This is a genomic window from Streptomyces sp. DSM 116793 (assembly GCF_057320905.1).
In genome coordinates this window covers 5,642,552-5,661,426 of record NZ_CM170494.1, presented here as the reverse complement: position 1 = coordinate 5,661,426, position 18,875 = coordinate 5,642,552, and the positions used below count along the sequence as shown (strand labels likewise).

Sequence of the window (18,875 nt, the reverse complement as noted above, 5' to 3'; positions counted from 1 at the left end):
GTTGGCTAACGTGCCGGTCGGGCGACCCGTATCCCCACCGGCGAACCGCGCCGGGCCGGGTGGCCCCCGCCGAGTCCGGTGCGCCCTGGTGCGTGGCCGGAGCCGGGGACCCAGCGGAGCCGGGCAGCAGACGGCTCCCGGGGTGAATCGGCCCCGCACGGCAGAGCACCCGCGCACGCCCGCGTGCCGGACGCGACTGCCGCACGGAGGCCGTAGGGCAACCCTTCCACCCGCCCGAACCCGACAGCTAACCCGGTAGGCGGCCGACGGAAGGAGTCCCCTGCTGTGGCGTCGCACCGCAAGACGCGGAACACCGGCACCCTGACGGGTCTGCGCACCCCGCCCGCCCTCGCCCCGGCCGTGGGCATCACCACGGCGGCGCTGACCTCGGTGGCCCTGCTGGCGTCGACCGCGCAGGCCGCGCCCGCAAAGCCCAGACCCACCCTCGAAGAGGTGCAGAAGCAGGTCGACGACCTGTACCACCAGGCCGGTGTCGCCACCGAGAAGTACAACGCCGCCAAGGAGCAGACCGCCGCCCAGCGCAAGCACGTGGACGACCTGCTCGACGACGTCGCCAAGCGCACCGAGAAGCTGAACGCGGCCAGGGCGGAGCTGGGCTCGTTCGCCGCGGCCCAGTACCGCACCGGCGGCGTCTCCGGCACCGCCACCCTGCTGCTCGCCGACGACCCCCAGCAGTACTTCGACGACGACCACCTGATGAGCCGGCTCACCGACCGGCAGAAGGCGGCCGTCGACAGCTACCAGAAGCAGCAGGCCGCGACGGCGAAGAAGCGTGCGGAGGCCGCCAAGAGCCTGACGCACCTGACCGACTCGCAGGCCGCGCTCCGCAAGACCAAGGAGGACGTCCAGCAGAAGCTGGGCTCCGCGCGGGCGCTGCTGTCGAAGCTGACCGCCGCGCAGAAGGCGCGGCTCGCGGCGATCGAGAGGCAGAAGCGGGAGGCCGCCGAGCGTCGGGCGAAGGAGCTGGCCGCGAAGCAGGCCGCAGCGGAGCAGGAGCAGGAGCGGTCCGGCAGCGGCGGCACGAGCAGCGGCAGCTACGCGGCGATGGCCGCCAAGGCGATCGCGTTCGCCAAGGCCCAGCTCGGCAAGCCGTATGTGTGGGGCGCCACGGGACCGGACTCGTACGACTGCTCGGGCCTGGTGCAGGCGGCCTGGAAGGCGGCGGGCGTCTCCCTGCCGCGCACCACCTGGGACCAGGTCAAGGTCGGCACGACCGTCTCCACCACCCAGGCCCGGCCGGGCGACCTGGTCTTCTACTTCTCCGACATCAGCCACGTCGGCATCTACATAGGCGACGGGAACGTCATCGACGCGCCCAGGCCGGGCAAGAACGTGGAGACGATCCCGATGACGTACATGCCGATCTACAGCGTGGTGCGGCCGGCGTAGGGCGGCCCGGGGCGGCCGTCGGGCGGCGGCCGCTCCCCGCGGGCGGTGCGGGGCCGGTCGCTCACGCCCACAGCACCGCGATGAAGATGTTCGCCAGCGTGAGCGCACCCACGGTGGCGAAGGCGCGCTTGTCCACCGTCTCCTCGTCCCGCTTCACGTACACCAGGGCGAGGATCACGATCAGGAAGGCCAGCTTGAGGCCTATCTTGACGGTGTTCACGGGGTGGTCGCCGGCCTCGTTGAGACCGACCAGGACGATGCCGGTGACCAGCATGGTGAGGGCGCCGTGCAGCATCGCGGCGCCGAAGCGGGCGCGGTTCTCGCCCATCGCCTTCATCTGGGTGAGGAAGCCGCCCAGGAGGGCGGCGATGCCGATGATGTGGAGGCCGACGAAGAGGTGGGTGAGTGCGTCCATGTCTTCGGAGCCTAGAGGGGCTCTCCGGCGGACCCCCGCCCGGGGGCCTCGGGGCGGTCCCCCTGCCGCGGGGGGAGCCCCGGCTCGCCTCCGGGGCGCCTTGGGGTAAGGGCTCCCCGGTTCCCTGCCTCGGCGCGGGCCAGGGCTGCCCGACGTGAGGCCGCGCCCCGAAAGGGGCGCGGGGTGCCGGGGTGTTCCCGGCCCCGGCCGGGGCGGGGTTGGCCGGGGCCGGGGCCGGCGTGGGCGGCGGCGGACCGTGCCGCCCACGCCGGCGCACCACGGGTCACGGCACGGCGGCTGGGAGGAAGCCGCCACACCGCCCCGCCGCACCGTCGCCGGAGCGCCGAACGGCTAGCTGTTCAGCGCCGACAGGACGGAGTTGTACGCCTGCTTCTTCTGGTAGTTGCCGTCGAAGAGCAGCGGCGTGTCACCGCTGCGCCACGAGTACTTGTCCGTGACGCCCCAGACGGTGATGCCGTCGCACCTCGAGATCGCGAGGCAGGCCCTGGTGACCCTGCTGTAGCTGTCGGCCTGTGCCTGGCCCGAACCCGCGACGTCCAGCTCGGTGATCTGCACGGAGACGCCGAGGTCGACGAAGCGCTGGAGGTTCTGCTGGAAGTCCGAGGGGACCGGCGACTGGGAGTTGAAGTGGCCCTGGAAGCCCACGCAGTCGATCGGGATGTTGCGGGACTTGAAGTCCCTGACCATGTTGTAGACGGCGTTGCTCTTCGCGTTGATGCCGTCGATGTTGTAGTCGTTGTAGCAGAGCTTGGCGGCCGGGTCCGTGGCGCGGGCCGTCTGGAAGGCGTGCTCGATGAACGAGTTGCCGATCTTGTCCTGGAACGGCGAGGGGCGGCGGGCGCCGCTGCCGCCGTCCTGGAAGGCCTCGTTCACGACGTCCCAGGCGTAGATCTTGCCCTTGTAGTGCGTCATCAGGTTGCGGATGTGGTTGTCCATGACCTGGGTCAGCTCGCTGCCGCTGCCGATCCCGCTCACCCAGCCGGGCAGCTGGGAGTGCCACACCAGCGTGTGACCGCGGACCCGCATGCCGTGGGACGTGGCGTGGTTGACGATCGCGTCGCCGCCGCCGTAGGTGAACTGGCCGCGGTTGGGCTCGGTGGCGTCCCACTTCATCTCGTTCTCGGGCGTGGCCATGTTGAACTCGCGGTCCGCCGTCTGCGCGTACTGCGCCTCGCCCAGGTGGCCGTTGCTCAGCGCGGTTCCGAAGTACTTGCCCTTCGCGGCCGCCGCGGCGCCCAGGGTGGAGCCGGCGGCGTGCGCCGAGCCGCCGGTGAGGGCGACCAGGCCCGCGGAGGCGAGCGTTCCGGCCAGGCCGAGGACCAGTGTCCTGCGGAGGCCGGACCGCGCGGAGGCAGGTCTGGTCGTGCGGGATTGCTCGGTCATTGCGTTCCCTTCGTCCGTGGGGGCCGGACGGTCAGTGGGCGCACCGTCCGGGGGTGCGTCGTGCCATGACCGGCGGCAGCGCTGGGAATTCGCATGCGGCCGGGCCGTGCGAACCGCCGAGAGGATCAGGCGGGACGGAGCGGTGCGGAGCGGAGCGACAGCGCTGTGGCGCTGAGTGACGATGAAACCGGAGTATGCCCGGGCCCCGAGGCAACGTCAACGTCACGTACCGGAAATCTTTCGGTCAATGATCGAATCTTCCGCCTCGCGTGAAGCCCTTCTACCTGCGTCTATGTTGTTTCGTTCGGCCGATCGGACGCACGAGAGGGAGGATGAGACGGACCTTTGTTTCGAAATTTTCGGCGGCACTGTCGAGATCTGCTGGCCGGTGAGCCGGGCGGACCGCTCTCGGCCCGGTTCAGGCCGCCCGCGACGCGCACGGTTTCCGACGTCCGGGCACGTCCGGATGCCCGCGGCGATGCCGCGCGACACCCTATCCCCGCACACTCGAAATCTTTCGCCTCTGCCGTCCAACCTGCGGATGTTTCCGGAGCCCCGGCCGACGTGCGCATGCCGCAGCCCCGCCCCACTCTGTCGAGCGCATGCCAAGCCGGTCGGAAGTCTTGCGCCCCGAAAACAACCGGGGCACACTCCGGAATGTTTCACGCCTGGAGCGGCAAGTGCAGTGCGCCTCGACTCAAGGAGGAAGCATGCGCAGACCAACGTTCAGGGGTACAAGGCGCCTGGGAACGCTACGTGCCGGACTCGTCGCCGCGGTGCTGACCGTCGCGGCGACCGCACTGTCGACCGCTCCTTCCCCGGCCGCGCCGGCGGGGGCGGACGGCCGGGCCGGCGTCTGGGCCGCCTGCCCGAACGGGTACGTGGGGCTGACCTACGACGACGGCCCCAACCCCTCGTCCACCACGGCGCTGCTCAACGCCCTCCAGGCCGGCGGCGCCAAGGCGACGTTCTTCATCTGGGGCCAGCACGCCCAGCAGTACCCCAACCTGCTCAGGCAGGAGCAGGCGGCGGGCATGTGGATCGGCAACCACAGCTGGACGCACCCCCACATGACCCAGATCGGCCAGCAGAACGCCTACAACGAGATCTCCCAGACCCAGAACATCATCCAGCAGACCATCGGCCAGCGGCCGACCCTGTTCCGCCCGCCCTACGGCGAGACCAACGCCCAGGTGCAGAACGCCGAGCGGCAGCTGGGCATCACCGCCGAGGTGCTGTGGAACGTGGACAGCCAGGACTGGAACGGCGCGAGCACGGCCCAGATCGTGCAGGCCGCCGCCACGATGCGGAACGGCAGCATCATCCTCATGCACGACGGCGGCTACCAGACCACGGTCCAGGCGGTCCCGCAGATCCTCAGCGGCCTGGCCTCCCGTGGCCTGTGCCCCGGGAAGATCGTGAGCGGCTCGAACCTCCAGCCGGTGGTGACGGCGCCGTAGCGCCCGAAGGGGCGCGGGGACCTGCCTGACGGGCCCCCACCAGCCGGTGGCCGAAGAGTCGAAGAGAAGAGGCGCAAGGGGCTCGGGCCGGTGGCCCACCGCAGGCGCGACGTGGCCGTTCGCGCCCACGCGGCGGAGCCTCCACCGCTGCCTCAAGGCCTCAAGGCGTGGCAGGTGCCCCCGGGTCCACGTGCCCCGAAGACCCCGCCCCGCCGGACGGTCAGGCGTCCGGCGGGGCGGAACCCTCGGATCCGGCGGAACCCTCGGAACCGGCGGACCCCGGGGACCCCGCGGCACCCCCGAGCCCCGCGGACCCCCCGGCCCCCGCATCCCGCGGCGGAGCCGTACTGTGCCGGACGACCAGCCGGGTGTTCAGTTCGAGGCGAGTGGCCGTGTCCTCGCCGGCCCGCAGCCGGAGCAGCATCTGCGCGGCCTCCTGCGCCATCTTCCGCAGCGGCTGGTGCACGGTGGTGAGCGCCGGGCTGGACCACTGGGCCAGCGGTACGTCGTCGTAGCCGACCACCGAGAGGTCGTACGGCACGCGCAGGCCGAGCACCCGGGCCGCCTCGAGGACGCCCAGGGCCTGCAGGTCGCTGCCGGCGAAGAGGGCGGTGGGGCGGTCGGGGCGGTTCAGCAGCTCCATCGCGCGGGCGTAGCCGCCCTCCACATGGAAGTCGCCGAAGGTGATCAGGCTCGGGTCGGCCTCCAGGCCGGCCATGCTCATGGCCGACCGGTAGCCGTCCAGGCGGGCCATGGAACAGAGCATGTCCTGCGGCCCCGTGATGATCCCGATCCGCCGGTGCCCGCACTCGACGAGGTGCCGGGTGGCGGCGAGGCCCCCCGACCAGTTGGCGGAGCCGACCGATGGCACGTCGGGCTCCGGGTCGCCCGCCGGATCGATGATGACGAAGGGGATGGCGCGGGACTTGAGCTGTCTCTTCACCGCGGGCGGCAGCGAGGAGAAGACCAGCACCACGCCGACCGGGCGGCGCTGCACCACGCTCCCGACCCAGTCGGGACCCGGCAGATGCCGGGTCCCGCTCTCCGTCAGCACCACGCTCGCGTGGTTCGCCTTGGCCACGTCCTCCACACCGCGGATCAGCTCCATGCCCCAGATGCTGTCCAGCTCGTGGAAGACGATCTCTATGAGCGGCGCCTCCCATGCCGAGCGCGGCGTTCGCCGGTAGGCGTGCTCCTCCAGCAGCCGCTCCACCTTCAGCCTGGTCGGCCGTGAGACGTCCTGGCGGCCGTTCAGCACCTTCGACACCGTCGAGATGGAGACACCTGCCTGCTCGGCGACCTGCGCCAGGGTGACGCGCCCCGTCTCCTCGTCTTCACGCACGACGTGCAGCATAGGCCACCGGCCCGAAAGTTTTCGAGGGGCCGTGGGGGCGGGCTCGGCGGTGTGATCCGTCTCATTACCCCTTTCGTCCCTGTTGAGGGACGATGGAGGCTTGTGCCGACCGATCCCGGTGTCACCGGTCCCGATGTAGTGGAGCGAGGCTCTTCATGACAGAGCATGTTCACGTCCGCCTGATCCAGGGCCTGGGCGTGACCGAGGAAGGGGAACTGGTCGAGCGGTCCAGGTGCCGGTGTGGGGCCACGTGGACGAGGACGTACGAGGCGGAGAGCACGGACCAGGAGTAGGCGCCCCTTCTCGTCGCACCCCTTTGGTGGGCTGCGCCCCCGCCCCCCAGCGCCATCATGTCGCTGAGCCCAAGGGCGTGGAGGGGCCGTCGGTGGGTCGGTGGTCGCGGTCCCGGGGGCGGCGAGCCGACGGTGGTGGCGAACGCCGAGGTCAGGCTGTTTCGCCCTTGATCTGGCGGCCGCCGCCGATCTCGATCTTGCGGCGCCGTCCCTCCGTCGTCTTGGGGATCCGCACCGACAGGATGCCGTCGGTGAGGTCCGCCTCGACGTTCTCGCTGTCGGCGTCCGAGGGCAGCATGCTGCGGTAGAAGAACCTGCCGGTCCGGTGGCCCAGCGTCGTCCCGCGCTCCTCCTCGCTGATCTCACCCGTGATGGACAGCTCGTTGCCCTCGATGGAGATGTCGACGCACGAAGCGGGGATGCCGGGCAGCTCGCACCGCACCAGGTACGCGTCCTCCGTCTCCTCCTCCTCGGCCATGGGCATCCAGGCGCCCGTGGTCGCCGGCGAGGGAGCCATGAGGCGGCCCATGTCGCGCCACATGTCCTCGATGTCCCCGAAGGGGTCCCAGCCGCCGTACGGCGGCATCCGGCGCTCCATCGGAGCGCTCATTCCACGTCCACGACGCATCGGCAGAGCCATGGCGATCTCCCCTCGTTGTGCCTGGGGTCGGGATCCTGCGGCTCGCGGGTAACCGGCCGCGCGGACCGCTAAACGGGCCACAGGACCGGAACAGGACCGAACCGCGGAACCGGCCCGCACCGGAAGCCGCTGCTCAGCGGGGCATCCGCAGCACCGCGGCGCCGTTCACCCGGCCCGCCGCGAGGTCGTCCAGGGCGCGGTCGGCGTCGGCGAAGTCGTACGGCGTCAGCGTCGCGTGCAGCCGGTGCTCGGCGGCGGTGGCGAGGAAGCCCCGGCCGTCCCTGCGTGTGTTGGCGGTGACGCTGCGCAGGGTGCGCTCCTGGAACAGGTGCCGCCGGTAGTCCAGCGGCGGGACGTCGGTGAGGTGGATCCCGGCGATGCTCAGCGTGCCGCCCCGGTCCAGCGCCGCCAGGGCCACCGGGACGAGGGTGCCGACCGGCGCGAAGAGGACCGCCGCGTCCAGCGGCTCGGGCGGGCCGTCGGCCGCGTCGCGCGCGGACGTGGCGCCCAGTTCCAGCGCGAGCGCCTGCGCGGCCGGGGACCGCGTGAGCACGTGCACCGTCGCGCCCTCGGCCAGCGCGACCTGCGCGGTGAGATGCGCGGACGCGCCGAAGCCGTAGATCCCGAGGCGGCCGCCCGCGGGGAGGTCGGCGCGGCGCAGCGCGCGGTAGCCGATGATTCCGGCGCAGAGCTGGGGCGTCAGCTCCTCGTCGGTGTACCCGGCGGGCAGTTCGTAGGCGTAGGCGGCGGGCACGGTGACGTACTCGGCGTAGCCGCCGTTCACGTCCCAGCCGGTGTAGACGGACGCGGGGCACAGGTTCTCCTGGCCGCGTGTGCAGTACCGGCAGGTGCCGTCCGTCCTGCGCAGCCAGGGGACGCCGACGCGGGTGCCGGGCTGGGGGCCGGTGGCCCGCTCCCCGGCGGCCACCACCTCGCCGACCGCCTCGTGCCCCGGCACGACGCGCTCCAGGTGCGCGGGCAGGTCGCCGTCGCGGACGTGCAGGTCCGTGCGGCATACGCCGCACGCGTGCACCTTGATCAGGACTTCGTCCGGGGCGGGGGTGGGGACGGGGAGCTCCACGTGCTCGATCGTGCCCTTGCGGGCGGCCGGGGCCACCCAGGCACGCATGGTTTCCGGGATTGCGGTCCCAGTGCTCATCTGTGCCACCTCCGCATGCATCATGCGGCAGCAGGCCGCCTGGCGCCGCCCCGCGGGGGCGGGGAACCCACCGGGGCCGGTGGTCCGGAGCGGCAGGGGTCACCCCCCTTGGGGCGGTGACGATCTCTCGGTCTCGTCATGGCCGGTGGCCCCGAGGCGGCAGAGACTGCCCCCTTCGGACGGTGACGACCTCTCGGTCTCGTCATGGCCGGTCGCGCGGTTCCCCGCGCCCCTGTCAAGACGGGGCTCCGCCCCGATAAGGGGCGCGGGGAACTGCGCGCGCGACCACTCACCCACCCGTGGCCCGGACACGGCAGAGACCACCCCTTCGGACGATGACGACCGACCGTCTCGTCGCGGCCGGGCGCCCGGTGCCCGCGCCCCTGAGGGGCGGGGGTACCGCGGGGGTCAGGGGCGGGGGGTGTCGAACTTGCCGGGGACCGCGTGGGTCGTGTCGGTGACCTCTCCGGTTTCCAGGAGCTGTTTCAGCCTGTGCAGGTTCGCGGCCGCCTCTGCCGCAGGCGGTTTCCCGATCAGGGCCAGCGTGCCCCGGCCCCACGTGCCGAACGGGATCGTCATCACCTCACGGACCACCGTGCTGCCCGGTTCCTCCGCAGGGGTGAAGTGGACGTCCCACTGCCCCCGCATCGCGCCCCGCCCGGTCGTCCCGTAGCGGATCAGCTCGTCCGCACGCTCCTCGGTCACCCGCACCGTCCAGCGGACCTTCAGGCCCATCGGGCCCTGCACCGTCCACCGGGACCTCAGCGGATCCGTCACCTCGACGTCCATGACGTCCCCCAGGAAGCGGGGCAGGTTCCCGAAGTCCCGGTAGAACGCGAACACCTCGCTCACGGGGCGCCGGATGGTGACGGCGGCCTCGACCGTGTTCTTCTCCCGGCCCGGCGGCGGACGCATGGTCATGCGCTGCCTCCCAGAGTGCTGGGGCTCTGCATGGTCACGGTACCCCGGGGGGACGGCATCGGCGCGGTGGCCGCACCCGGCCCGGGGCGAGCGGCGCTGGTCCGGGCGCGCCCGGGAGGCTCGGCCACCACGGAGCTCCTGCACCTCGGGGGCACGGCGGCCCGGCCCGCACCGGAGCGGAATCCCGACGGCCCGCCAATCCCGAGCGGCACCCGCCCGAGCGGCTAGGGTGCGATCAGGCACCCCGGGCGGCAGCGGGCCGCCCGCCGGACCTGCCGGGAATGGAGCGCACCGTGACATCCTCGCCCCCGCCCCGCGGCGGGACCCGGATCGCACCCCTGCTGCTGGCGACCCTGGGTACCGGCGCGGCCGTCGCCGGGTGCGTCGCGGATGTCGGCGCGCTCTCCCGGACGGGCGGGGCCGTGCCCGACAGCCCGTTCCTCGCCGAGGTCGCCGGTCAGATCGGCCTGCCCGAGCGGGCCTGGACGGCCTCGGGCACGCACACGGCCAGGGGCTACACGACCAGGGCCGCCGAGACGACCGACGTCGCGGGCATGAAGGCCGACTGCGACACCGTCAACGTCGGCAAGAAGCTGTCCGCCGACTTCCGCGGCGACGTCTTCGGCCCCGGTATGAAGGGGTTCTTCTACAAGTGCGAGAAGATCGCCCCGGACACGAACAAGTACTGGTTCACCATCAGCTCCGCCAACCACGCCCAGATCCGCAGGCTCTGCGCGCCGTCCACGGAGTACCCGATCGTCTACGACGCCCAGCACGCCACCTACTGGATCGACGAGCCGTTCACCTGCACCAGCCGGGTGGGCCCCACGTAGCGTCCGTGCGCGGCGCCCGGCGGGGCGGGCGCGTCAGCCGGCGGCGGTCTCGATGAGTTCGATCAGGTTTCCCTCGGGATCGTGCACATAGGCGTACCGCATGCCTGCGCTCGCACCGGGCGCCGGCGGCGAGACGGGGGCGGCGCCGCACTCCCCCGTCAGATGGCCGAACGCCGCGTCCAGGTCCGTCACCCGCAGGGCCAGGTGGGCGAAGGTCTGGAGGGCGGTGGCCGCATAGGGGTCGGCATGGCGGACCGGCGCGGACTCCGACCGCTCCGTGAACTCCACCCTGAGCCCCTCCGCGTTGCGCAGGACGACGGTGCGGATGCCCGCCTCGGGCAGGTCGAGCCGCTCCTCCGCATCCGTGAGCCCGAAGGCGACGCCGTACCAGCGCTCCTGCGCGGCGAGGTCGCCGACGGAGACGCTGATGTGGTGGAAGGCCGGGACGAGGGCGGTCGTGCAGGTGGTGGTGGTCACGGCTGACCTCCGAGGTGGTTCCGGCGGCGCGGCCCGGCTGCCGGGTGGTGCCGGGGAGCGACGCCTGGCGAGGCTAATACTATTTACCTGGTGAGTGGTGTTCACCTTATGTCGAGGGCAACCCCTGCTGTCAAGGGTGGCTCGTCCTGACTCGGCCGTGGCTCGGGGGTTGAGGAACATCCGTGTCAGATCGTGCGCTAAGCCTTCGTCGGCCCTGGTGGGAGGCTGACGGGGCGTCGGTCCTGGGACGAGCCTGAAGTCTTCCCACAGATAACACCCCAATATCTGCGGTAGCTTGATTCGTCACCTGCGGTGACGCTCTTCGGTTCCTACGTGAAGCTGCCCTGTTATCTGCGGCAAGGGGGAAGCGGTGCCCACCGTCGTACAGCTGCCGACAGGCAAAGCGCTCACCGTGCGGACGGCGGCCGACCTCTTCCTCGACTCACTCGGCAACCCGAACACGGTCCGCACCTACGGGATCGGGGTGGGCAAGACTGCGCTGCGACTCGGCGAGGGCCGCCCGCTCGGCTCGGTCACGGACGACGAAGTGGGGGAAGCCCTCGAACTGCTCTGGGGCACCGCGGCGGTGAACACCTGGAACTCCCGCCGAGCATCGGTACTGTCCTGGCTGGCGTGGTGCCGCGAGCGCGGCTACGAGTGTCCGGCGGTCCCGGCCTGGGCGAAGCGGCTGGGGGTGCCGGACTCCGAGACCCCGGCCCGCTCGCGCATGGCCATCGACCGGCTGATCGCGCGGCGCGACGTGCACCTGCGGGAGAAGACCCTGTACCGGATGCTCTATGAGACCGCCGCTCGATCCGACGAGATTCTGGGCGTGAACATCGAGGATCTGGACTTCGCCGGGCGCCGCTGTCAGGTCAAGGCCAAGGGCGCCCGGACGAAGGCCCGACGACGCGGCCAGACGCGCGAGGACTTCGTGCTGGAGACTGTGTACTGGGACGCGGGCACGGCCAGGCTCCTGCCCCGCCTGCTCAAGGGACGCACGCGCGGGCCAGTGTTTGTCACCCACCGCCGAGCCGGCCCAGGGAAGGTGGTGGGCCCGCGAGACGTGTGTCCGGACACAGACTTCGCCCGGCTCTCATACGGCCAAGCCCGCGCCCTACTGGATGGGCACACCGCAGTTCGTGGACCGGGCAGCGGTTGGGACCTTCACGAGTACCGGCACTCTGCTCTCACGCACCTCGGCGAGCAAGGTGCATCACTGCTCATGCTGATGGCCAAGTCGCGTCACAAGAAGCCGGAGAACCTCCGCCGTTACTTCAAGCCCTCGCCGGCGGCCATCGCCGAGCTGACCAGCCTTCTGGCCCCCGGTGACAGCCGGCGGTGAGCCAGAACCTTGATCAACCTGTGCACTGACGGCAGGCCGGGTTGGATCGGACTCGCGTGGATCGCGCACCGTCCGCCGGTGCTCGCTGTGCGGGGAGTCCGTCCATTCACTGGGATGTTGCCACCAGGCCCGCCTCATAGGCCAGGATCACTAGCTGCACCCGGTCACGGGCATTGAGCTTGGCGAGCAGGCGGGTCAGGTAGGTCTTGGCGGTGGCGATGCTGATGGAGAGCTCGCCTGCGATCTCCGTGTTGGACAGGCCCCTGCCGACGAGGGTCAGCACCTCGCGTTCCCGGGCGGTGATGCCGTCGAGCTCCGACCGCCGCGGCGGTGACGCTGCGGGTCGGGTGGTGAACTCTTTGATCAGCCTGCGTGTGACGGCTGGTGCGATCAGAGCGTCCCCGGCGGCAACGATCCGGATTGCGGCGAGGATGTCGTCCAGGGCCATGTCCTTGACGAGGAATCCGGAGGCGCCGGCGTGCAGCGCCCCGTAGACGTAGTCGTCGTCGTCGAAGGTCGTGAGGACGACGACGCGTGTGGAGCCGGTGCCCGTCGTGATCAGCCGGGTGGCCTCGATGCCGTCCATGCCGGGCATCCGAAGGTCCATCACGACGACGTCGGGGGCGAGTTCCTCCGTCAGTCGTACCGCTTCCGCGCCGTCTTCTGCCTCGCCCACCACCTCGATGTCAGCGGTGTCGGTGATGACCATCTGCAGGGCGGCCCGGACCAGGGGCTGGTCGTCGGTGAGCACGACACGGATGGTCATCTGGCTCCCGCCTTCGCTTCTGCCTCGGTCCCGGCCGGTACCGGGAGTCTGGCCGCTACCAGGAAGCCGCCCCCGGGACGGGGCCCGGCTGTGAAATCGCCATGCAGCAGAGCGGCCCGCTCGCGCATGCCGATCAGGCCGTATCCGGTGTCCGGGCTGGTGCCGCCGCCTTTCCCTCGGTCCGAGACTTCGACGGCGAGTTCGTCCGCGCGGTAGTCGAGGCGCACCTGGCAGGAATCGGCACCCGAGTGCCGTACGGCGTTGGTCACCGACTCCTGGACGATCCGGAACGCCGCGAGGTCGATGTCGGCTGGCAGCGGGCGACGCCTGCCCTGCCACCGCACCTCCACGCGGACTCCGGCGGCCGTGGTCGTCGCGGCGAGCTGTTCCACGTTCGCCAGGCCGGCGGCCTGTCGCAGGGGCGCCGACGTGTGCGCGCGGCCTTGGCGTTCCTCATCGTGGTCCGCCTGGCGCAGCGCGCCGAGCATCCTTCGCAGCCCGGACAGCGTCTCGCGGCCAGCCATCTCCACGGTGAGCATCGCCTCGCGGGCTTTGGCCGGCTGGGTTTCGATGACCCGGGCCGCGGCGCCGGCCTGCAAGGCGATGATGCCGATGCTGTGGGCGACGGTGTCGTGCATCTCACGGGCGATGCGCAGCCGTTCGGCGGTGACGGCCTCGGCAGCGGCCCGGGCGTGCAACTCTGCGTTGTGGGCCCGGGCCTGATACGACGAATTACCGATGAGCCAGGCGATGACCACGGTCAGGGCCACGAACGGCTCCTGCGCGATGCTGGAATCGTCGCCCGTGATCAACCGCAGGACGAGGTAGCCGGCCAGTGTGCCGAGCGCTGCGGCGGCCGCGGTGAGCGAGCTCCGCCGAGGCCGGGTGGCTGCGAGGTAGCAGAGGGCGATATCCACGGCCAGGAACTGCGTGGGCGGAATCTCATCCTGCCGCCAGGCCACCGTCGAGATGACCGTACCGACGATCACCAGACCGTACGCGGCGGAGGTCCTGCGGCGCAGCACCGCGCTGCCGGCCAGGATCAGCACGAAGGCGACGGCGAGCAGCACCTGGGCTCCGAGCGAGTCGAGCCCGTCCTGGGGGTAGTTGAGCGAGTACGTCGGCACTTGCGGCATCACTACGTACTCGACGATGGGTTCCACTGCTGCCGCGTACCACGCCAGTGCCGTCCACAGGCCCGGCGGTATGCGTTTGAGCAACGGCAACGGCAGCGGCGGTGAGGCGGACATGCATTGATCGTAGGCACCTGCATCTGACGGCACATCCGACCGTGGCCGTACAACCAGGGTTGACACCCGTCCTCTCCGATTGTCATCGGTGGTCCGATTACGGGCGGGGTCGCCCACCGGCACCGTTGTCCCCGTGATCGAAGTCAACGAGCTCACGAAGCGATACGGCGGCACGACGGCCGTCAAAGATCTGACCTTCACTGTGCGGCCCGGCCAGGTGACCGGGTTTCTCGGTCCGAACGGCGCCGGCAAGAGCACCACGCTGCGGATGATCCTCGGCCTCCACGAGCCCACCAGCGGTACCGTCACCGTCGACGGCCGCCCTTTCCGCGACCGGCCCCGCGGCCTGCGTCATGTCGGCTCCCTTCTCGACGCGCACGATGTGCACGGCGGGCGCAGCGCGGTGGCGCAGCTGTCCGCCCTGGCCCGCAGCAACCGCATCCCGCAGCGCCGGGTGGAGGAGGTGCTGCGGGAGGTCGGCCTCGCCGAGGTCGCCCGGCGCCGCATCGGCGGATTCTCGCTCGGCATGAAGCAGCGGCTCGGTATCGCTTCCGCCCTGCTCGGTGACCCACCGGCACTGCTCTTCGACGAGCCGCTCAACGGCCTTGACCCGGAAGGCGTGAGGTGGGTGCGTGACCTGTTCAGGCGTCTGGCCGCCGAGGGCCGCACGGTGTTTGTCTCCAGCCATCTCATGTCCGAGATGGAGCACACCGCCGACGAGCTGATCGTCATCGGCCGCGGTGAGCTGATCGCGGCGGAAAGCCTCACGGAGTTCTCCGCTCGCGGCACTGGGCAGAGCATCACGGTGGGTACGCCGGCCGCTGCCGTCCTGAGAGATCTGCTGACGGCCGAGGGCGCGGCCGTGGACACGGCGGGCGACCTGCTTGCTGTGACTGGTGTGACCGCGGTCCGGATCGGTGAGATCGCCATGGAGCACCGTATTCCGCTGCATCACCTCAGCACCCGGTCCGCCTCGTTGGAAGAGGCGTTCATGGAGCTCACTGCCGACAGCGTGCAATACCTCGCAGGAGACCCTCAGTGACCACGACGTACGCTCCCGTTGTCGGACTTGGCGCCGACGAACCCCGTGCCCGCTTTTACGACCTGGTGGCCGCCGAGTGGATCAAGCTTCGGTCGCTGCGCTCGACCTGGATCGCGTACGGGGCCACCGCCCTGGCCGTCATCGCGTTCAACGCGGGGACCGCCTACGACACCTACAACTACTGGCCGGAGCGGAGCGCGGCGGACCGGGCCGACTACGTCCGGGCCGGAATTCCGCTGCAGGAGGCGTTCACGGCGAACTCCGCCATGGTCATGATGCTCGCCCTCGGTGCCATCGGCGCCGTCGCGATCATCGGCGAGTACAGCACGGGCACCATTCGTACGACGTTCGCGGCCGTTCCGGACCGCCGTTCGGTGATGGCCGCCAAAACAGTGGTCGTCACCGCGGTCGCCGCCGTCTTCGGCTCGATCGTCGCGGGGGCCTCGTTCGGCCTGACGCAGGCGATCCTCGACGGCCGGGGCGCAGGCATATCGATGGGCTACCCGGGCGCCCTGCGTGTCGTAGTGGCATCAGCCCTCCTTGCGCCCGTGTGCGCGGTCGTCGGCATGGCCATCGGCTCAGTCATCAGGCACACCTCGGCCACCATGATCGCCGCGGTGGCGGTCATCCTCGTGCTGCCCATCGTCTTCACCGAGGGCCGCCACTGGTCGGCGGTCGCCGGGCACGCCACGCTCTACCAGGCGTGGTTGCGGCTCGTGGAGGTCGGCCCCCGCCAGACCGACTTCCCGTGGACGACCGGCGGAGCCTGGACTGTCTACGCGGTGTGGGCGCTCACCGCAGCCGTGCTCGCCGTCACCAGCGCACAACGGCGCGACCAGTGAGAGGGCCGGTCGGCCAACTGCCCGGGTACGGACACTCCGGCCAAGGCGGCCGCGACCAGGATGACGAGTTGACGACCGTTATTCCTCATCGACGGCATCGGGGTCACGCAGGGACCGCAGGCCACCCGGCAGGTCCGGGAGCTGGAAGGAGTACCGGCCGAGCATGTTGATGTGGTGTCGCACGAACGGCGAGAGGCGGGCCACGTCCTCGTCGCGGACGTCGAAGCCGTCGGCCCGGAGCTGGGTGATGGCGGCATCCATGTAGCGGGTGTTGAAGAGCACCAGGGCGTTGAGGACGAGGCCGAGGGCGCCGATCTGGTCCTCCATGCCGTCCTGGTAACGCTGGTAGAGCTGCCCGGCCTTGCCGTGGAAGATCTTCCGGGCGAGCGCATGGCGGCCCTCCTGGAGGTTGGCCTGCACCTTGATCTTCCGTCGGTAGGCCGGCTCGTCCGCCAGACGCAGGATGTGCAGGGTCTTGGAGATGCGCCCGTAGTGCGCGATCGCGTCGCCCAGAGGGGTGGGCCGGCCGTCGCGCGACAGCATCCGGATCACGTCGTAGGCCCGCACGGACCCGGTGTGGATCGAGCCGATGATCCGCAGGATGTCCTCCCAGTGCCGCTCGATCCGGACCAGGTCGACCCGGCCGCGGGCCGCGTCCTGGAACGCGCCGTAGTTGGCCGTGCGGTCGATGCGCCACATCTTCTGGTCCGGCAGGTCGGCCAACTGCGGCGCGTAGGTGAACCCGGCCAAAGTCAGCAGGCCAAAGACAATGTCGGAGTACGAGGCGGTATCCGTAACGATCATGTCAGGGCGTTTGCCGCCGTCGCGGTCGTAGAGGACGTCCAGCACATACAGCGAGTCGCGCGGGGTGCCGGCCACCACCTTGCCGCCGAGTCCGGCCGCCTGGTCATTGATCATGTTGAGCCAGGTGGCACCGCCCCGCCGCCCGAAGTACTTCGGGTTCGGCCGTGCGTAGACCGAGGGCACCGGCACCACGAACCGCATCCCGTCCACGGAGGCGACCAGCCCGCCGCCCCACGCACTGGCGAGCGGGATCGCCGCCTGGGTGTCGATCAGTGTGGCGTTCGCGGCGCGGTACGTCGCCAGCCGCAGATACGTCTGGTCGACGTGGGACAACCGCCCGTACTTCAGCGCGTCAACCCCGCTGATGACGGGGGTGTAGCCGACGTTGCAGCCATGGGCCACCAGCAGCGCCGCGATGGTGACGGGGAGGTCCTTGAGCCGGGCCTCGCTGCCGGTGACCGAGGTGAACGCCTGGTCGGCGCCGGTCCAGGAGAACACCTCCAGCAGCACCTCCGGCAGGTCGACGCGGGGCAGCATCGTGTTCACCGCAGCCCGCAGGTCGAGCAGGGAGGCCGGTTCGGGTTCCGGCTCCAACGCGGCGAAGTGCAGGCGGCCGTCATCGTCGAAAGAGATCTGCGCGTTCTCCGGCAGACGGCCCGAGACCTCCCGGTAGGTACCGTCCAGCAGCGCGGCCCGCGCCGCCAGGTGTTCGCCCGCCTCCTCGGGCAGGCCCAGGGACGCAAGGACGGTGGACTTGGCTTGCTCCCACGCCTCACCCGCCAGCAGCTTCGCCCTCGGGTCGCCCCACTTGGAGGAGTTCTTCGCGAAGATCTCCCGTCGGCGCAGCATGCGGTGGAACTGTTCCAGCACACAGAACACGTACGCCTTCCAGTCCACGGTCCCCGGCTCCAGGTTCGGCGAGGCCAGCACCAGGCGCCGCCAGGACCCGGCCAGCAGCTCGGTGTCGATCTCAGCAGGTCCCACCTTCTTGCGGCCCATCAGCTCCGGCAGCGTCTTCAGAGCGGCCAGAATCGGCGCGCCCTCCGGAGTCGCTCCGAAATCCACGACCTTGACCAGGAGCTTCAGGAACGGCCGCACCGTTCCGAACCGGGTGGCCAGCATCGCCCGCCATGCCTGATCCGCATCGGAGTCCAGCGGCGGGGTCAGCTCGAACAGTGCCGCGATCGCGGCGGCCAGCTCGTTGCGCGGTACCACCGCCTCGATCTGTTCCCACATCGCCGCCAGCGTCTGCACCTTCGGGGGACTGATCTCCCCGGTGTCGGTGTCGACCTGCTCGGCAGTGGTGTCGAAGACCACCTGGAACGCGGTCGCCAGCTTCGCCCCGGCCCGCTCGACTCTCGGTAGGGTCTTCATCTTCTCTTTGGCCGTCTCCCGCTCGGCCTTGGCCAGCAGTTTCGTGGCGATCAGCACCTCCAGCAGGTCCAAGGCGTCATCGACCGCCCGTGTCGTCAGGTGCACCGCGGTGGCCAGCAGAGTTGCCAGGCGCCGTGCGTCGTTGTGCCGCTTGAGCAGCGTCGCCTTGCCGTCCACCCCGTACCGCGACAGCTCCGCGAGCCGGCGCGGCGGTATCGCCGACACGTCCAGCGCACCCATACCTAGATCAGCGATCTCCTCTGCCCGGGCCAGGGACCACTTCATCTGCGGGCCCGACACCCGCACCGGCCCGCGCCGCAGCCGGTCCAGCTCCGAGACCCGCGCACCGGCAGGCACCGTCAGCAGCGAGTCCAGCACCGCTCGCTGGCCAGTGCTCAGCAGCCCGTAGAGGGTGTCCCACAGCCGCTGGTTCGCCACCTCCCGGACATTGCCCACCAGCCGTGACAGGCGGCTCGCCCCGGGCAGAAGCACTCTGCGCTCGCGCAGCCATCCCGCCGCCGCGTCGAACAACGCCTTCGGCCCGTCCCCGGTCGTCCAGGCCCGCGCGTCCAGCCACTCACTCAGCTCGGCCGAGACCTCGGCGAAGTCCCGCCAGCCCCCGGCCTCCTGAATCTCCCCGGCGTGGGTGCGGGCCGTCCCGTCCCGTTCGCCGTACTCCTTCAGGCATGAAGGGTCCGCGATCTCCAGCTGCTCGGCCAGGTACTCGGCCACCTCCTCCGGCACCTGCCGCGGGTCCGGCAGGAACCGGCCCAAGTAGCGCACGCTCGTGAGCTGGACCGCGTACCCGAGCCGGTTGTGCGCACGCCGCTTGGCTTGCACCGCCTCCCTGTCCGTGTCGTCCAGGAAGAAGTACCGCTCCAACTCGGTTCGGGACGGCACCCCGACAAATGCCCCGTACCCAGCCTGCTCACCTGGCAGAAACTCGACCGCCACAACAACTCTCCGAAGATCGACAACAGCGACCCACGAAGGCTCTGACAGGCGATCACCCCAGGTCAAAGCGTCAATCAACACCGAGAAGGCTTAGCGCACGATCTGACATGGATGTTCCTCAAGCCCCGGCTC

The 18,875-nt window shown here is 70.6% G+C and carries 17 protein-coding genes; 7 read left to right on the top strand and 10 right to left on the bottom strand.

The window, feature by feature from the left end:
- Window positions 1-285 precede the first annotated feature (285 nt).
- Window positions 286-1,410, top strand: a complete 1,125-nt coding sequence (locus ACSMXW_RS22240) for a C40 family peptidase (protein ID WP_485798715.1) — start codon at window positions 286-288, stop codon at window positions 1,408-1,410.
- Between the two features lie 61 nt (window positions 1,411-1,471).
- On the opposite strand, the gene ACSMXW_RS22235 is transcribed toward ACSMXW_RS22240, so the two are convergent.
- Entirely contained in the window at window positions 1,472-1,825 is a 354-nt protein-coding gene (locus ACSMXW_RS22235; protein WP_485798714.1) for a hypothetical protein, read from the bottom strand.
- Between the two features lie 351 nt (window positions 1,826-2,176).
- Window positions 2,177-3,229 carry a glycoside hydrolase family 10 protein gene (locus tag ACSMXW_RS22230; protein WP_485798712.1) on the bottom strand — a complete coding sequence of 351 codons (1,053 nt, stop codon included), beginning with the start codon at window positions 3,227-3,229 and terminating at the stop codon, window positions 2,177-2,179.
- A gap of 710 nt (window positions 3,230-3,939) precedes the next feature.
- On the opposite strand from ACSMXW_RS22230, the gene ACSMXW_RS22225 reads away from it, so the two are divergent.
- Window positions 3,940-4,689 carry a polysaccharide deacetylase family protein gene (locus ACSMXW_RS22225; RefSeq protein ID WP_485798710.1) on the top strand — a complete coding sequence of 250 codons (750 nt, stop codon included), beginning with the start codon at window positions 3,940-3,942 and terminating at the stop codon, window positions 4,687-4,689.
- Window positions 4,690-4,909: 220 nt separating this feature from the next.
- Here ACSMXW_RS22225 and ACSMXW_RS22220 read toward each other — a convergent pair whose 3' ends face one another.
- Window positions 4,910-6,043 (bottom strand): LacI family DNA-binding transcriptional regulator, encoded by a 1,134-nt coding sequence (locus tag ACSMXW_RS22220; protein ID WP_485798708.1) that lies wholly within the window; start codon window positions 6,041-6,043, stop codon window positions 4,910-4,912.
- A 155-nt stretch (window positions 6,044-6,198) separates the two neighbouring features.
- Between ACSMXW_RS22220 and ACSMXW_RS22215 the strand changes: the two genes are divergently transcribed.
- A complete protein-coding gene (locus ACSMXW_RS22215; RefSeq protein ID WP_485798706.1) occupies window positions 6,199-6,336 on the top strand; it encodes a hypothetical protein in 138 nt (45 codons plus the stop codon).
- 151 nt (window positions 6,337-6,487) lie between these two features.
- Here the strand turns inward: ACSMXW_RS22215 and ACSMXW_RS22210 are convergent, their stop codons facing one another.
- The 3 genes from ACSMXW_RS22210 to ACSMXW_RS22200 form a co-directional block, all read right to left on the bottom strand.
- A complete protein-coding gene (locus ACSMXW_RS22210) occupies window positions 6,488-6,946 on the bottom strand; it encodes an Hsp20/alpha crystallin family protein (RefSeq protein WP_485798704.1) in 459 nt (152 codons plus the stop codon).
- 163 nt (window positions 6,947-7,109) lie between these two features.
- On the bottom strand, window positions 7,110-8,105 hold the full coding sequence (locus ACSMXW_RS22205) for a zinc-binding alcohol dehydrogenase family protein (RefSeq protein WP_485808216.1): 996 nt from the start codon (window positions 8,103-8,105) through the stop codon (window positions 7,110-7,112).
- 438 nt (window positions 8,106-8,543) lie between these two features.
- Entirely contained in the window at window positions 8,544-9,056 is a 513-nt protein-coding gene (locus ACSMXW_RS22200) for an SRPBCC family protein (protein WP_485798702.1), read from the bottom strand.
- Window positions 9,057-9,349: 293 nt separating this feature from the next.
- Here ACSMXW_RS22200 and ACSMXW_RS22195 point away from each other — a divergent pair, with 293 nt between their 5' ends.
- Window positions 9,350-9,889, top strand: a complete 540-nt coding sequence (locus ACSMXW_RS22195) for a hypothetical protein (protein WP_485798701.1) — start codon at window positions 9,350-9,352, stop codon at window positions 9,887-9,889.
- A 33-nt stretch (window positions 9,890-9,922) separates the two neighbouring features.
- On the opposite strand, the gene ACSMXW_RS22190 is transcribed toward ACSMXW_RS22195, so the two are convergent.
- Window positions 9,923-10,366 carry a VOC family protein gene (locus ACSMXW_RS22190; RefSeq protein WP_485798699.1) on the bottom strand — a complete coding sequence of 148 codons (444 nt, stop codon included), beginning with the start codon at window positions 10,364-10,366 and terminating at the stop codon, window positions 9,923-9,925.
- A gap of 370 nt (window positions 10,367-10,736) precedes the next feature.
- Between ACSMXW_RS22190 and ACSMXW_RS22185 the strand changes: the two genes are divergently transcribed.
- Window positions 10,737-11,711, top strand: coding sequence for a tyrosine-type recombinase/integrase (locus tag ACSMXW_RS22185; RefSeq protein WP_485798697.1), 975 nt, complete (start codon window positions 10,737-10,739; stop codon window positions 11,709-11,711).
- Window positions 11,712-11,817: 106 nt separating this feature from the next.
- Here the strand turns inward: ACSMXW_RS22185 and ACSMXW_RS22180 are convergent, their stop codons facing one another.
- Together ACSMXW_RS22180 and ACSMXW_RS22175 are read right to left on the bottom strand one after the other, a co-directional pair.
- A complete protein-coding gene (locus ACSMXW_RS22180) occupies window positions 11,818-12,477 on the bottom strand; it encodes a response regulator (RefSeq protein WP_338894540.1) in 660 nt (219 codons plus the stop codon).
- Window positions 12,474-13,727 (bottom strand): sensor histidine kinase, encoded by a 1,254-nt coding sequence (locus ACSMXW_RS22175; protein WP_485798694.1) that lies wholly within the window; start codon window positions 13,725-13,727, stop codon window positions 12,474-12,476. The genes ACSMXW_RS22180 and ACSMXW_RS22175 overlap by 4 nt, the downstream gene beginning before the upstream one ends.
- A 133-nt stretch (window positions 13,728-13,860) precedes the next feature.
- Here ACSMXW_RS22175 and ACSMXW_RS22170 point away from each other — a divergent pair, with 133 nt between their 5' ends.
- Together ACSMXW_RS22170 and ACSMXW_RS22165 are read left to right on the top strand one after the other, a co-directional pair.
- On the top strand, window positions 13,861-14,769 hold the full coding sequence (locus ACSMXW_RS22170) for an ABC transporter ATP-binding protein (RefSeq protein ID WP_485798692.1): 909 nt from the start codon (window positions 13,861-13,863) through the stop codon (window positions 14,767-14,769).
- Complete coding sequence (locus ACSMXW_RS22165; protein WP_485798690.1) at window positions 14,766-15,611, top strand: ABC transporter permease; 846 nt, start codon at window positions 14,766-14,768, stop codon at window positions 15,609-15,611. The genes ACSMXW_RS22170 and ACSMXW_RS22165 overlap by 4 nt, the downstream gene beginning before the upstream one ends.
- Window positions 15,612-15,689: 78 nt before the next feature.
- Here the strand turns inward: ACSMXW_RS22165 and ACSMXW_RS22160 are convergent, their stop codons facing one another.
- Window positions 15,690-18,743 (bottom strand): Tn3 family transposase, encoded by a 3,054-nt coding sequence (locus ACSMXW_RS22160; RefSeq protein WP_485798688.1) that lies wholly within the window; start codon window positions 18,741-18,743, stop codon window positions 15,690-15,692.
- Window positions 18,744-18,875 lie beyond the last annotated feature (132 nt).

Coding starts and splice junctions, on each gene's coding strand:
- ACSMXW_RS22235 (WP_485798714.1), bottom strand. CDS start 1,825: ATGGACGCACTCACCCACCTCTTCGTCGGCCTCCACATCATCGGCATC.
- ACSMXW_RS22230 (WP_485798712.1), bottom strand. CDS start 3,229: ATGACCGAGCAATCCCGCACGACCAGACCTGCCTCCGCGCGGTCCGGC.
- ACSMXW_RS22225 (WP_485798710.1), top strand. CDS start 3,940: ATGCGCAGACCAACGTTCAGGGGTACAAGGCGCCTGGGAACGCTACGT.
- ACSMXW_RS22220 (WP_485798708.1), bottom strand. CDS start 6,043: ATGCTGCACGTCGTGCGTGAAGACGAGGAGACGGGGCGCGTCACCCTG.
- ACSMXW_RS22215 (WP_485798706.1), top strand. CDS start 6,199: ATGACAGAGCATGTTCACGTCCGCCTGATCCAGGGCCTGGGCGTGACC.
- ACSMXW_RS22210 (WP_485798704.1), bottom strand. CDS start 6,946: ATGAGCGCTCCGATGGAGCGCCGGATGCCGCCGTACGGCGGCTGGGAC.
- ACSMXW_RS22205 (WP_485808216.1), bottom strand. CDS start 8,105: ATGCGTGCCTGGGTGGCCCCGGCCGCCCGCAAGGGCACGATCGAGCAC.
- ACSMXW_RS22200 (WP_485798702.1), bottom strand. CDS start 9,056: ATGACCATGCGTCCGCCGCCGGGCCGGGAGAAGAACACGGTCGAGGCC.
- ACSMXW_RS22180 (WP_338894540.1), bottom strand. CDS start 12,477: ATGACCATCCGTGTCGTGCTCACCGACGACCAGCCCCTGGTCCGGGCC.
- ACSMXW_RS22175 (WP_485798694.1), bottom strand. CDS start 13,727: ATGTCCGCCTCACCGCCGCTGCCGTTGCCGTTGCTCAAACGCATACCG.